Origin of the sequence: Streptomyces sp. NPDC093510, from assembly GCF_040683555.1 — a bacterium.
In the GTDB taxonomy this organism is placed as follows: Bacteria; Actinomycetota; Actinomycetes; order Streptomycetales; family Streptomycetaceae; genus Streptomyces.
On sequence record NZ_JBFBEE010000002.1, the window covers coordinates 502,943 to 515,127 of the forward strand.

At 71.6% G+C, this 12,185-nt stretch carries 9 protein-coding genes; 6 read left to right on the plus strand and 3 right to left on the minus strand.

Translation table 11 applies throughout. The features are described 5' to 3' along the window. Positions 1 to 57 precede the first annotated feature (57 nt). Positions 58 to 1,092 carry a DUF6528 family protein gene (locus tag AB0N81_RS04630; protein WP_365355597.1) on the plus strand — a complete coding sequence of 345 codons (1,035 nt, stop codon included), beginning with the start codon at positions 58 to 60 and terminating at the stop codon, positions 1,090 to 1,092. 8 nt (positions 1,093 to 1,100) lie between these two features. Here AB0N81_RS04630 and AB0N81_RS04635 read toward each other — a convergent pair whose 3' ends face one another. Next, on the minus strand, positions 1,101 to 1,727 hold the full coding sequence (locus tag AB0N81_RS04635; protein WP_365355682.1) for a MerR family transcriptional regulator: 627 nt from the start codon (positions 1,725 to 1,727) through the stop codon (positions 1,101 to 1,103). A gap of 235 nt (positions 1,728 to 1,962) precedes the next feature. Here AB0N81_RS04635 and AB0N81_RS04640 point away from each other — a divergent pair, with 235 nt between their 5' ends. The 3 genes from AB0N81_RS04640 to AB0N81_RS04650 are packed head-to-tail and all read left to right on the plus strand — an operon-like array spanning position 1,963 to position 5,281. Beyond that, positions 1,963 to 3,519: an NAD(P)/FAD-dependent oxidoreductase gene (locus tag AB0N81_RS04640; RefSeq protein ID WP_365355599.1), complete on the plus strand. Its 1,557-nt coding sequence runs from the start codon at positions 1,963 to 1,965 to the stop codon at positions 3,517 to 3,519. Continuing rightward, positions 3,516 to 4,406, plus strand: a complete 891-nt coding sequence (locus AB0N81_RS04645) for an alpha/beta hydrolase (RefSeq protein ID WP_365355601.1) — start codon at positions 3,516 to 3,518, stop codon at positions 4,404 to 4,406. The genes AB0N81_RS04640 and AB0N81_RS04645 overlap by 4 nt, the downstream gene beginning before the upstream one ends. After that, complete coding sequence (locus AB0N81_RS04650) at positions 4,403 to 5,281, plus strand: SDR family oxidoreductase (RefSeq protein ID WP_365355603.1); 879 nt, start codon at positions 4,403 to 4,405, stop codon at positions 5,279 to 5,281. Before AB0N81_RS04645 ends, AB0N81_RS04650 begins: the two co-directional genes overlap by 4 nt. 61 nt (positions 5,282 to 5,342) lie before the next feature. Here the strand turns inward: AB0N81_RS04650 and AB0N81_RS04655 are convergent, their stop codons facing one another. Together AB0N81_RS04655 and AB0N81_RS04660 are read right to left on the minus strand one after the other, a co-directional pair. Continuing rightward, a complete protein-coding gene (locus AB0N81_RS04655) occupies positions 5,343 to 5,525 on the minus strand; it encodes an alanine-zipper protein (RefSeq protein ID WP_365355605.1) in 183 nt (60 codons plus the stop codon). A gap of 101 nt (positions 5,526 to 5,626) precedes the next feature. Continuing rightward, a complete protein-coding gene (locus tag AB0N81_RS04660; RefSeq protein WP_365355606.1) occupies positions 5,627 to 8,962 on the minus strand; it encodes a S41 family peptidase in 3,336 nt (1,111 codons plus the stop codon). A gap of 261 nt (positions 8,963 to 9,223) precedes the next feature. On the opposite strand from AB0N81_RS04660, the gene AB0N81_RS04665 reads away from it, so the two are divergent. Both AB0N81_RS04665 and AB0N81_RS04670 read left to right on the plus strand, forming a co-directional pair. Next, the gene (locus AB0N81_RS04665; RefSeq protein WP_365355607.1) at positions 9,224 to 9,814 is read left to right on the plus strand and encodes a TetR/AcrR family transcriptional regulator; all 591 of its coding nucleotides are present in this window, start codon (positions 9,224 to 9,226) and stop codon (positions 9,812 to 9,814) included. A gap of 116 nt (positions 9,815 to 9,930) precedes the next feature. Continuing rightward, entirely contained in the window at positions 9,931 to 12,156 is a 2,226-nt protein-coding gene (locus AB0N81_RS04670) for an MMPL family transporter (protein ID WP_365355608.1), read from the plus strand. Positions 12,157 to 12,185: the final 29 nt, after the last annotated feature.

Here is a 12,185-nt window from a genome sequence, read left to right on the forward strand (position 1 = left end):
CATCCGCCGTGGATTCGGGGGTACTCCGTGTCGGCCAGGCCTTCAAGACGTGCTGTCGTGCTGGGTGCGGCGGGTGCCGGGATCACGGCGGCACTGCCCACCGCTCAGGCGTACGGAGCGCAGCGGACGTACGGAGCGCACAAGGCGTACGGGACGGGTGGCGCCGGCGGGGTTCCCGTCGGGACGCCGCCCGTTCTGCTGACCGAGCAGGCGAGCAGGCGTCTCCTCGTGCTGGACCCGCGGCGCCGCGTCTGGGACCCGGCCGCCGAGCCGTCCGTGGTGCGCTGGCAGTTCTCGCCGCTCGGCGACAAGCGGTACGCGGATCTGCGGCCCGAGGAGAGCTGGCTGTATCCGTGCGAGGCGAAGGTGCGGGTGCACCGGCGGCGCACGTACGTCCTGACGACGGCGTCGTTCGGCTTCGTGGCCGTCGTCGAGCATCCGTCGGGCAGGCGGTACTGGGGCACGGCGATAGGTCCCGGTGACGACCTGTTCAATCCGCACAGCGCCGAGATCCTGCCCGACGGCAACGTGGCCGTCGCGTGCAGCACCGGTGCGCGGGTGCGGCTGTACGCGGCGTCGCGGGGGCCGCGGGCCACGCGGTACGCGGAGGCGGAGCTCAAGGGCGCGCACGGGCTGCACTGGGACGACGAGGCCAGGGCGCTGTGGGCCGTCGGTGACGACGAGTTGGTGTCGTACACGGTGGGCGGTACGGCCGCGCGGCCCACGCTGGCGCGGCGGTCCGCGGTCGGGCTGCCGGTGGGCACGCCGGGCAAGGCGCCGGGCGGGCACGATCTGTTCCCGGTCGCCGGGCGGCGCGGGCGGCTGTGGGTGACGACCAGCGCCGCGGTCTTCCAGTACGAGACGCGGAGCGGGGTGTTCGTGCGGGACTTCGCCGGGCACGAGGCGATCTCGCGGAAGTCGGTGAAGGCCGTCGGCGACGACCCGCGCACCGGGCAGGTCCTGACCACCGTGCCGGAGAGCGGGCTCGAAGAGACGTGGTGGACCACGACGGTGAGCGTGCACCGGCCCGAGAGCGACTACAAGCTGGTGAACGGCGGGATCTACAAGGCGCGTTGGTGGCTGCCGCGCTGAAGTCTCGCTCAGGGCTTCTTGAGGCGTCGGTCCAGGGCCATGGAGAGCTCGGCCTCGACCACGCTCTTGGCGAGCGGGCGCAGCTGCTCGATGTCCACTTCCGCGGTGTCGGGCGTGTGGGTGCGCATGACCGTGATGAACAACTCCGCGAGGGCGTCCGCGTGTTCGCGTACGAGCTGTCCCGCCTCCAGGACCGCGGCGAGCGGAACTCCCTTGCGCACGAGGGTGGATGACGCGTCGAGCAGGCGGCGGCTGATGTGGACGAGTTCGTCGCCGTCGGTGCCGAGGTAGCCGAGGTCCAGTGCGGCGACCAGGTTCTCCGGGGTGACCTCGCCCGCGAAGTGGTCGGCGAGCTCCTCGGGGGTGAGGCGGACCGGCTGTTCCTCGGTCGGCTCGCCGAAGCCGAGGAGCTCGCCGACGTCGCGGCCCTTCTCGAAGGCGTCGGCGAGTTCGGCGATGCCGTTGAGGGTGTGGCCGCGCTCCAGGAGGGCGGCGATGGTGCGCAGTCTGGCCAGGTGGTGTTCGTCGTACCAGGCGATGCGGCCCTCGCGGCGCGGTGGCGGGATGAGGCCGCGCTCGCGGTAGAAGCGGACGGTGCGCACGGTGATGCCGGCCTCCCTGGCCAGCGCGTCCATGCGGAACTCGCGTACGCCGCCGTCCGGTGTGCTCCCGTGTCCGCCGCCTTCTCGTTCGTCTGCCACGTGGGGAAGCCTATCCGGGCGGTGGTCGGTGGTCGCCCGGACGGCAGCTGGTGGTACCGCCGGTAACTTTCCCCCGCCGGACCCCTACCCATGAGTACGCGACTGCCTTACGCTCCCAATTGCGCCAGTAGACACTGGCAGGGTTCAGGTACTTCCGGGAGGCGGCGGAATGACAGAGCACGAGCACGTTCGGGTGGCGGTGATCGGATCCGGCTTCGGCGGCCTCGGTGCCGCCGTGCGGCTGCGCCGCGAGGGCATCACCGACTTCGTCGTCCTGGAGCGCGCGGGCGCGGTGGGCGGCACCTGGCGGGACAACAGCTACCCGGGCTGCGCCTGCGACGTGCCCTCGCACCTGTACTCGTTCTCCTTCGCGCCCAACCCCGACTGGCCGCGCACCTTCTCCGGTCAGGAGCACATCCAGGAGTACCTGGAGCACGTCGCCGACACGTTCCGGCTGCGCTCGCATCTGCGCCTCAACACCGAGGTCAAGCTGATGAGCTGGGACGCCGACCAGCTGCGCTGGGAGATCGAGACCAGCAACGGCAGCTACAGCGCCGACGTCGTCGTCTCCGCCACCGGGCCGCTCTCCGACCCCAAGACCCCCGACATCCCGGGCATCGACACCTTCCCCGGCAAGGTCTTCCACTCGGCCCGCTGGGACCACGACTACGACCTGCGCGGCAAGCGCGTCGCGATGATCGGCACCGGCGCCTCCGCCATCCAGATCGTGCCCGAGATCCAGAAGCGGGTCGGCAAGCTCACGCTCTTCCAGCGCACGCCCCCCTGGGTGATGCCGCGCGCCGACCGCGCCATCACCGGCGCCGAGCGCTGGCTCCACAAGCAGCTGCCGTTCACCACCCAGGCCCGGCGCGGCATCCTGTGGGGCATCCGGGAGCTCCAGGTCCAGGCGTTCACCAAGCGGCCCAACGAGCTCGGCATGGTCGAGCAGATCGCCAAGCGCAACATGTACCGGGCCATCAAGGATCCGGCGCTGCGGGCCAAGCTGACGCCCACGTACCGCATCGGCTGCAAGCGCATCCTGCTCTCCAACACCTACTATCCGGCGCTCGCCAAGCCCAATGTGGACGTCGTCGCCAGCGGTCTGACCGAGGTGCGCGGCAACACCGTGGTCGCCGCCGACGGCACGGAGACCGAGGTCGACGCGATCATCTTCGGCACCGGCTTCCACGTCACGGACATGCCGATCGCCGAGCGCGTGGTGGGCGACGAGGGCCAGACGCTCATGGAGAGCTGGAAGGGCGGCATGAACGCGCTGCGCGGCGCGACCGCGGCCGGCTTCCCCAACTGGATGACGATCATCGGCCCGAACACCGGGCTCGGGAATTCCTCCATGATCCTGATGATCGAGTCGCAGCTGAACTACATGGCCGACTACCTGCGGCAGCTGGACGTCCTGAGGCTCCCCCCGGGCCCTCGAGGCACTGGGGGAGGCCGCGCCGCCCTCGCCGCCCGGCCCGACGCCGTGAGCGCCTGGAACCACCGGGTGCAGGAGCGGATGAAGCGCACGGTGTGGAACACCGGCGGCTGCAACAGCTGGTACCTCGACGAGAACGGCGTCAACACGACGGTCTGGCCCGGCACGACCACCGAGTTCCGGGCGGCGACGCGCCGGGTCGACCTCTCCGAGTACGAGGTGCTGCGCGCCCCGAAGCCGCCGGAGGCCGCGCCGGACTCCCGTACGGAGAAGGTCGAGGCGGGCGCATGAGCCCCGCCACGCGGGAACTGACCGCGGTCTCCGCCGACGGCGCCCTCGTCCACGTCGAGGTGCACGGCCCCGAAGGGGCGCCCGCCGTCGTGCTCGCGCACGGCTGGACCTGCTCGACGGCGTTCTGGGCCGCGCAGATACGCGACCTCGCCGCCGACCACCGCGTCATCGCCTACGACCAGCGGGGCCACGGGCGAAGCGGCGCGCCCGCGGCCGCCGACGGGTACAGCACGCGGGCGCTCGCCGACGACCTCGAAGCGGTCCTCGCCGCGACGCTCGCGCCGGGCGAGAAGGCCGTGCTCGTCGGGCACTCCATGGGCGGCATGACGCTCATGGCGGCGGGCGGCCGGGACAAGGTCAGGGAGCACGCGGCCGCCGTCCTGCTGTGCAGCACGGGGAGTTCGTCCCTCGTCGCCGAGGCGATGGTGGTGCCGCTGCTGCGGGCCGGGCGCGCACGCACCCGCGTCACGCGGTCGGTGCTCGGCTCGCGCGCGCCGCTCGGCCCCGTCACGCCGCTGGCCAAGCGCGTCCTCAAGTACGCGACGATGGGCCCCGGCGCGTCGCCGGACAAGGTCGACGCCTGCGCGCGGATCGTGCACGCGTGCCCGCGAGTCGTGCGGCACGGCTGGTCGCACGTGCTGGACGCCCTGCAACTCGACGTAGAAGTGAGCGAGTTGAAGGTTCCCACCGCCGTCATCGCCGGAACGGCCGACCGGCTCACGCCCGTCGTGCACGCCCGCCGGATCGCGGCCGCGCTGCCGGAGTGCCTGGGGCTCACCGAGCTGACCGGCGTCGGACACATGACACCCATCGAGGCGCCGGAGGCCGTCACAGGACGGATCAGGCAACTCGTCGGAACGTACGTACAGGTCGAGGAGAGCGCATGAGCAGGGTCAGCCTGGAGGGTCAGGTCGCGGTCGTCACGGGTGCGGCGCGCGGAGTCGGTGAGCTGCTCGCGCGAAAGCTCTCGGCGCGCGGCGCGAAGGTCGCGCTCGTCGGCCTGGAGCCGGACGAGCTGAAGCAGGTGTCGGCGCGGCTGCACACCGAGTCCGCGCACTGGCACGCGGACGTCACCGACCACGAGGCGATGGCGCGCGTCGCCCAGGAGGTGAAGGAGCACTTCGGCAAGGTCGACATCGTCGTCGCCAACGCGGGCGTGGCGAGCGGCGGGCCCTTCCTGGAGTCCGACCCGGACGCGTGGCGCCGCGTCATCGAGGTCAACCTCATAGGCAGCGCGGTGACGGGCCGGGCCTTCCTGCCCGTCCTCATGGAGAGCCGCGGCTATCTGCTGCAGATCGCCTCGCTCGCCGCGATCACCCCGGCGCCGATGATGACGGCGTACTGCGCGTCGAAGTCGGGCGTCGAGGCGTACGCGCACGCGCTGCGGGCCGAGGTCGGCTACAAGGGCGTCAAGGTCGGTGTCGGCTATCTGTCATGGACCGACACGGACATGGTGCGGGGCGCCGACCAGGACGACGTGATGCGGGAGTTGCGGCAGCGGCTGCCGTGGCCGTCCAACAAGACGTACCCGCTGGGTCCCGCCGTGGACCGGATCGTGGCGGGCATCGAGCGGCGCTCAAGCCATGTGTACGCGCAGTGGTGGCTGCGCGGCATGCAGGGCATTCGCGGCTATCTGCCCTCGGTCATCGGGGCGGTCGGCCAGCGGGAGATGAAGCGCTTCGAGCCGCGGCTCGGCACCGTGTCGACCGGGCTGGTCGGGGCGGGCGGCTCGGCGGACGAGGCGGCCCGCGCGGGGAGTTGACGTCCCTGCCACCGCATGAGGCCCCCGGCGTCCCGGGGGCCTCATGCGTGCGAGCTCGATGTCAGGCGTCGTAGTCCCGGTCGAACTTGTCCCGCTGCTCCTGGGCCTGCGAGGACCGCTCACTCGCCTCGTCCTGGGCCTGCGAGGCGCGGTCGCGCGCCTCGTCGCTCTTGTCGCCCATGCCGTCCTTGGCCTTGTTGGCGAGGTCCTGAGCCTTGTCCTGGAACTGGTCCTTGATGCCCATGCGGTTCACTCCCGTTGTTGGGTGGGGGATGGGGCCTCGATCAGATTTACACGGGCGGGCGTTCTTCGCATTTCGATCATGCGGCCAGGTCAGGGGTGTGGTCACGGCCGGGGCGGCAGAGGGGGCCTGCTGCGGTCCGGGGCGTCCGAGTAGTCGGGCGGCGGGACCGCCGGGTTCTGCTCCAGGAGGTCCAGCGCGAGCCGTACCGCGTCGTCGAGTTGGGCGTGCCGCCCCTCCGCCCAGTCCAGCGGTGTCCGCAGGACGTCGAGGTCGGGGCTGACGCCGTGGTTCTCCACGCCCCAGCCGTACGCGTCGAACCAGCCCGCGTTCATCGGCACCGTGATCACCGTGCCGTCACCGAGCGCGTGCCGCCCGGTCATGCCGACCACACCGCCCCAGGTGCGCTGCCCCACGACGGGACCGAGCCCGAGCAGCTTGAACGCCGCTGTGATCATGTCGCCGTCGGAGGACGTCGCCTCGTCGGCGAGGGCCACCACCGGGCCGCGGGGCGCGTTCGAGGTGTACGACACCGGCTGGGCGTTCCGCGTCAGGTCCCAGCCGAGGATCTTGCGCGTCAGCTTCTCGATGACCAGTTCGCTGATGTGGCCGCCCGCGTTGCCGCGCACGTCCACGATCAGGGCGGGCCGGTCCACCTCCAGGCGCAGGTCCCGGTTGAACTGGGCCCAGCCCGAGCCGCCCATGTCGGGGATGTGCAGGTAGCCGCACTTGCCGCCGCTCAACTCCCGGACCACTTCCCGGCGTTTGGCCACCCAGTCCTGGTAGCGCAGGGGGCGTTCGTTGACGAGGGGGACGATCGCGACCCGGCGGGGCCTGCCCTCGCCCTCCTTGGTGCCCTCCGTGGCGCCGACCCCGGCACCCTCCGCGGGCTCGAAGGTGAGCTCGACGGTCGTGCCGCCCGCCGCCGCGAGCAGGGGGAAGGGGCCGGTGACCGGGTCGACCGGCCGGCCGTCGATGTGCGTGAGGATCGCGCCTTCCCTGATGCCCGCGCCCGCCAGCGGTGAGCGAGCCTTGGAGTCGGAGGACTCGCCGGGCAGGATGCGCTTGATCATCCAGCCGCCGTCCCGGTGCACGAGGTTGGCGCCGAGCAGGCCCATGGCGCGCTGGTAGTGCGGTGGGCCCTCGTTGCGGCGGGCGGCGGAGACGTACGCGTGCGAGGTGCCCAGTTCGCCGAGTACCTCGCGGAGCAGGTCCGCGAACTCGTCGGGGGAGGCGACGCGTTCGACCAGCGGCCGGTACTGCGCGAGCACCCCGTCCCAGTCGATGCCGGACATCCCGGGGTCCCAGAAGTAGGCGCGGATGACGCGGCCCGCCTCCTCGTACGCCTGGCGCCACTCGGCGGCCGGGTCGGCCTCGTGGAGGATGCGGCGCAGGTCGATCCAGACCGTCGTGTCGAGGTCGCCCTGCTCGGTGGAGGGCACGGCGCTCAGGTCGCCCTCGTCGACGACCACGAGCCGCGAGCCGTCGCCGCTGAGCGCGAACCAGTCGAGGTGGTCGACGAGCTGGGACTTCTTGGCCTTGGCGATGTTGAAGTATTCGAGGGTGGGGCGGCCCGAGGTGTCGGCGGGGTTGACGAAGGTCTCGCCGAGCGCGCCCGAGATCGGCCAGCGCAGCCAGACCAGGCCGCCGCCGCTGACGGGCTGCAGCGCCGAGTACTTCGACGCGGCGACCGGGAACGGCGTGACCCGGGACGCGAGCCCCTCGACCTCCACCGTCGTGGTGCCGTCGCCCCCGGCGCCGTCGGCGGGGTCGAGGCCGCCCGCCACCGGGCGCCCGTCGGGCAGCAGCGCGAAGGGGGACGGCGTCGCCGAGGACAGCGGTACGAGGTAGGGGCGGCAGCCGAGCGGGAAGGACAGGTCACCGGTGTGCACGTCGTAGACGGGGTCGAAGCCGCGCCAGGAGAGGAAGGCGAGATAGCGGCCGTCGCGGGTGAAGACGGGGTTCTCGTCCTCGAAGCGCCCGTTGGTGACGTCGACGATCGCGCGCATGCCGGGGCCCGCGATGCGCGCCAGCTTGATCTGGCGCAGGGAGCGGCCGATGCCGGGGTGCGACCAGGTCAGCCAGCAGCCGTCGGGGGAGAAGGCGAGGTCGCGGACGGGTCCGTTGACGGACCGGATCAGCTCGGTGACCTCGCCGTCGGAGTCCTCCGCGGTGTCGACGAGGAGCAGCCGGCCGTCGTTCGAGGCGATGGCGAGGCGTTCGCCGTCGCGGTCGGCCACCAGCTCCTGGACGCGGCCGAGCCGCCCGCTCGCCAGCCTGCGGGGTTCGCGGGCGCCGCTGGCCCGCGGCAGATAGGCGATCTCGACGGCGTCCTCGCCCTCGGCGTCGGTGACATAGGCGACCTGCCCGCCGGTGCCGAGCATCTCGGGGAGGCGGACCCGCACGCCCGGGGTGTCGGTGATGGTGCGGGCCGGGCCGTCCCGGTGGGTGAGCCAGTAGAGGGAGCCGCGTACGACGACGGCGCTGGCCCGGCCCGTCGCGTCCACGGAGAGCGCGTCGAGGTGCTGTGCGGCCGGCACCTGGTAGACCCGCCGTCCGGCGCGCGGCCCGCCGAGCCGCACGTCGAGCCGGCGCGGCACGGAGTCCGCCGCGAGGTCGTCGACGAGCCAGATGTCGCCCGCGCACTGGTAGACGACGCGGGTGCCGTCGGCGGCCGCGTGCCGGGCGTAGAAGGTGTCGTGGTCGGTGTGGCGGCGCAGGTCGGAGCCGTCGGGCAGGCAGGAGTAGAGGTTGCCGACGCCTTCGTGGTCGGAGAGGAAGGCGATGCGCCCGGACACGAACATGGGGGAGTCCAGGTGTCCGTCGAGGTCGGCGAGGATCTGCTCGCCGTGCACCCACAGGCGGCCCGTCGCGCCGCCCCGGTACCGCTTCCAGGCGGCGGGTTCGTGCGGAGGCTTGCCGGTGAGAAGCAGCGTCTTGCGATCGCAGTCGCTGTCGGCGAGCGAGTCGGTGACGGCGATGTCCCAGACCGGACCCCAGGGCAGTTTGCCGCCGGGGGAGCCGTCGAGGGGCACGCTGTAGGCCCAGCAGAGGTGCGAGAAGGGCTCGCCGTGCGAGGAGACGGCGAGGATGTCGCCGTCGGGGGACCAGCCGCAGACCCGGGTGTCGGTGCTGCCCCAGTAGGTAAGGCGGCGCGAGGGCCCGCCGCCCACCGGCGCCAGATGGATCTCCGGGTCGAGGCTGCGCCAGGTCGTGTACGCGATGTGGCGGCCGTCCGGTGAGAAGCGGGGATGGCTCACCTTCGTCCGGTCGACGGTGAGCCGCCAGGCCCGGCCGGCGGGGGTGCCTTCCGGGGTGAGGGGCGCCACCCACAGATCGTCCTCGGCCGCGAAACAGAGGCGGTCGCCGCTGAGGTGCGGGAAACGCAGGTAGGCGTGGTCGGCGTGGTCGTCCTGGGCATCGTCGCGCGCGTCGGTCACCTGTCCATGCTTTTCCGCTCCGGGGGCTGCGGCAACTTCTGCCGGGCACGTGATGCAGCGCGGGCCGGGCACGTGATGCAGCGCGGGCCGGGCACGTGACGCGGGCCGGGCACGTGACGCGGGCGGGCACGTGACGCGGGCGGGCACGTGATGCAGCACACGTACGAAACGGTTTCGTTTCGTTAGGCGGGCGGCGTACAGTCATGGCGTACGAAACCGTTTCGTACGCGGCGACCGGGGCACCCGGAGGAGGTGGAGATCATGACGGAAGCGGCACCGACACGACGCAGCCGGATCACACCGGAGCGCGAGGCCGAGCTGTACGAGGCCGTGCTCGACCTGCTCCGCGAGGTCGGCTACGACGCCCTCACCATGGACGCCGTCGCCGCCCGCACCCGCTCCAGCAAGGCCACCCTCTACCGCCAGTGGGGGAGCAAGCCGGAGCTGATCGCCAAGGCGCTGCGGCACGACAAGCCGGTGTCCCTCGCGGACATCGACACCGGCTCGCTGCGCGGCGACCTGTACGAGATGGTGGCCCGCTCGGACGACTGCCAGATGGAGAAGGACGCCGCGCTGATGCGGGGCCTGTTCCATGCCGTCCACGACAACCCCGAACTCCACCAGGCACTGCGGAACCTGCTCATCGAGCCGGAGCTCACCGGCCTCAACGACCTGTTGCGCAGAGCGGTGGACCGCGGCGAGATCGCCGCGGACAATCCGGCGCTGAAGTTCGCCGTCCACATGATGGTCGGCGCCTTCGTGGCCCGGGACCTCATCGAGGACCGCCCGGTCGACCGCGACTTCCTCGCCTCCTACATCGATGCCGTGATCCTCCCCGCTCTCGGCATCTGACCCACCCCTCTCCCCGCCCCTCTCCCCACCCCCGCACCTGACGCCACCGCTCAAGTCGTCGGGCTGATTCCCCCTGCCCAATCCGGACACCACGACCTGACCGGGAGTACGCCCTCGTGGCCACTTTCCTCTACAAACTCGGCAAACTCGCCTTCAGGCGACGCCACTTCGTCGCCCTCATATGGGTGGCGCTCCTGACGCTCGCCGGAGTCGGCGCGGCGTCGGCGCCCACCGCCGCCTCCAGCAGCTTCTCCATACCCGGCACGGAGGCCCAGAAGGCCTTCGACCTGCTGGAGAAGCGGGCCCCCGAGGCCAGCGCGGACGGGGCGAGCGCCCGCGTCGTCTTCAAGGCGCCGGACGGCGAGAAGGTCACCGACAAGGCCAACAAGGCCGAGATCGAGAAGACCATCAAGGCCATCAAGTCGGGCTCGGACCAGGTGGCCCGCGCGGACAGCCCCTTCGCGACCAGGACGGTCAGCAAGGACGGCTCGACGGCGTACTCCGCCGTCTCGTACAAGGTCTCCTCGATGGAGCTGTCCGACGAGGACCGCGACGCGCTGGAGAAGACCACCGACGACGCGCGCGAGTCCGGGCTCACGGTGGAGGTGGGCGGCGACGCGCTGCAGGCCATGCCCGAGACCGGCTCCACCGAGATCATCGGCATCGCGATCGCGGCGGTCGTCCTCGTCATCACCTTCGGCTCGCTGATCGCGGCCGGACTGCCCCTGATCACCGCGCTGATCGGCGTCGGCATCGGCGTCTCGTCCATCACCGCGCTCGCCAACGCCCTCGACCTCGGCACCACCACGTCGACGCTCGCCATGATGATCGGCCTCGCGGTCGGCATCGACTACGCGCTCTTCATCGTCTCGCGCTTCCGCGGCGAACTCGCCGACGGCCGCGACCGCGAGGAGGCGGCGGGAAGGGCCGTCGGCACCGCGGGCTCCGCGGTCGTCTTCGCCGGACTCACCGTGGTCATCGCGCTCGTCGGCCTCGCCGTGGTCAACATCCCGATGCTCACCAAGATGGGCTTCGCCGCGGCCGGTACGGTCGTCATCGCCGTCCTCATCGCGCTCACACTCATCCCTGCGCTGCTCGGTTACGCGGGCAAGCGGGTCCTCCCCATGGGGGAGAAGAGCAGGCTGTTCGGCGGCGGCAAGAAGAAGGCCGCGGGAGCATCCGGCGAGGCGAAGGAGAACATGGGCACCCGCTGGGCCCGGTTCGTGGTCCGCCGCCCGGTCGCCGTGCTGCTCGTCGGCATCGTCGGCCTCGGCGCCGCCGCCATCCCGGTCTCGCAGCTGGAGCTCGGCCTGCCGGACGACGGCGCGCAGCCGACGTCCACGACCCAGCGCAAGGCGTACGACCTGGTCTCGGACGGCTTCGGGCCCGGGTTCAACGGTCCGCTGATGGTCGTCGGCGACCTCAAGGGCGCCGAGAACCCCAAGGCCGCGGCCGGTGAGATCACCAAGACGATCTCCAAGCTCGACGACGTCCAGAACGTCGCCCAGCCGATGCTCAACAAGGCCGGAGACACCGCGATCATCAGCGTCGTCCCGTCCTCCAAGCCCAGCGGCATCGAGACCGAGGACCTGGTCCACTCGATCCGCGACACCGGCGCGCAGATCAAGTCCGACTCCGGCGCCGACATCATGGTCACCGGCACCACGGCCATGAACATCGACGTCTCGCAGAAGCTCAACGACGCCCTGCTGCCCTATCTGGCCCTGGTCGTCGGGCTCGCCTTCCTGCTCCTGATCGTCGTCTTCCGCTCGATCCTCGTCCCGCTCAAGGCGGCCCTCGGCTTCCTGCTCTCGGTCCTCGCGGCACTCGGTGCGGTCGTCGCGGTCTTCCAGTGGGGCTGGCTCGGCTCGCTCTTCGGCGTCGAGCAGACCGGCCCGATCATGTCGATGATGCCGATCTTCATGGTGGGCGTCGTCTTCGGCCTCGCGATGGACTACGAGGTGTTCCTCGTGACGCGGATGCGGGAGGCGTACGTCCACGGGGAGCGCCCCGCCCAGGCGGTCGTGACCGGCTTCCGGCACGGGGCACGGGTGGTCTCGGCCGCGGCCGTCATCATGATCGCGGTGTTCGCGGGCTTCATCGGCTCCAGCGAGCAGATGGTGAAGATGATCGGCTTCGGCCTCGCGATCGCGGTCTTCTTCGACGCGTTCGTCGTCCGCATGGCGCTCGTGCCCGCGGTGCTCGCGCTGCTCGGCAAGAAGGCGTGGTGGCTGCCCAGGTGGCTGGACCGCGCGCTGCCGAACGTCGACGTCGAGGGCGAGGGGCTGCGTACGGCGGCGGAGAAGAACGCGACCCCGGACCGGGAGCCGGCCCGCGTCTGACGTGCGTACGGCGCGCATCTGACGTGCGT

Bases quoted from the DNA above. Each gene is read 5' to 3' on its own strand.
- AB0N81_RS04635 (WP_365355682.1), bottom strand. From the start codon at position 1,727: ATGGACGCGCTGGCCAGGGAGGCCGGCATCACCGTGCGCACCGTCCGC.
- AB0N81_RS04640 (WP_365355599.1), top strand. From the start codon at position 1,963: ATGACAGAGCACGAGCACGTTCGGGTGGCGGTGATCGGATCCGGCTTC.
- AB0N81_RS04645 (WP_365355601.1), top strand. From the start codon at position 3,516: ATGAGCCCCGCCACGCGGGAACTGACCGCGGTCTCCGCCGACGGCGCC.
- AB0N81_RS04650 (WP_365355603.1), top strand. From the start codon at position 4,403: ATGAGCAGGGTCAGCCTGGAGGGTCAGGTCGCGGTCGTCACGGGTGCG.
- AB0N81_RS04655 (WP_365355605.1), bottom strand. From the start codon at position 5,525: ATGGGCATCAAGGACCAGTTCCAGGACAAGGCTCAGGACCTCGCCAAC.
- AB0N81_RS04665 (WP_365355607.1), top strand. From the start codon at position 9,224: ATGACGGAAGCGGCACCGACACGACGCAGCCGGATCACACCGGAGCGC.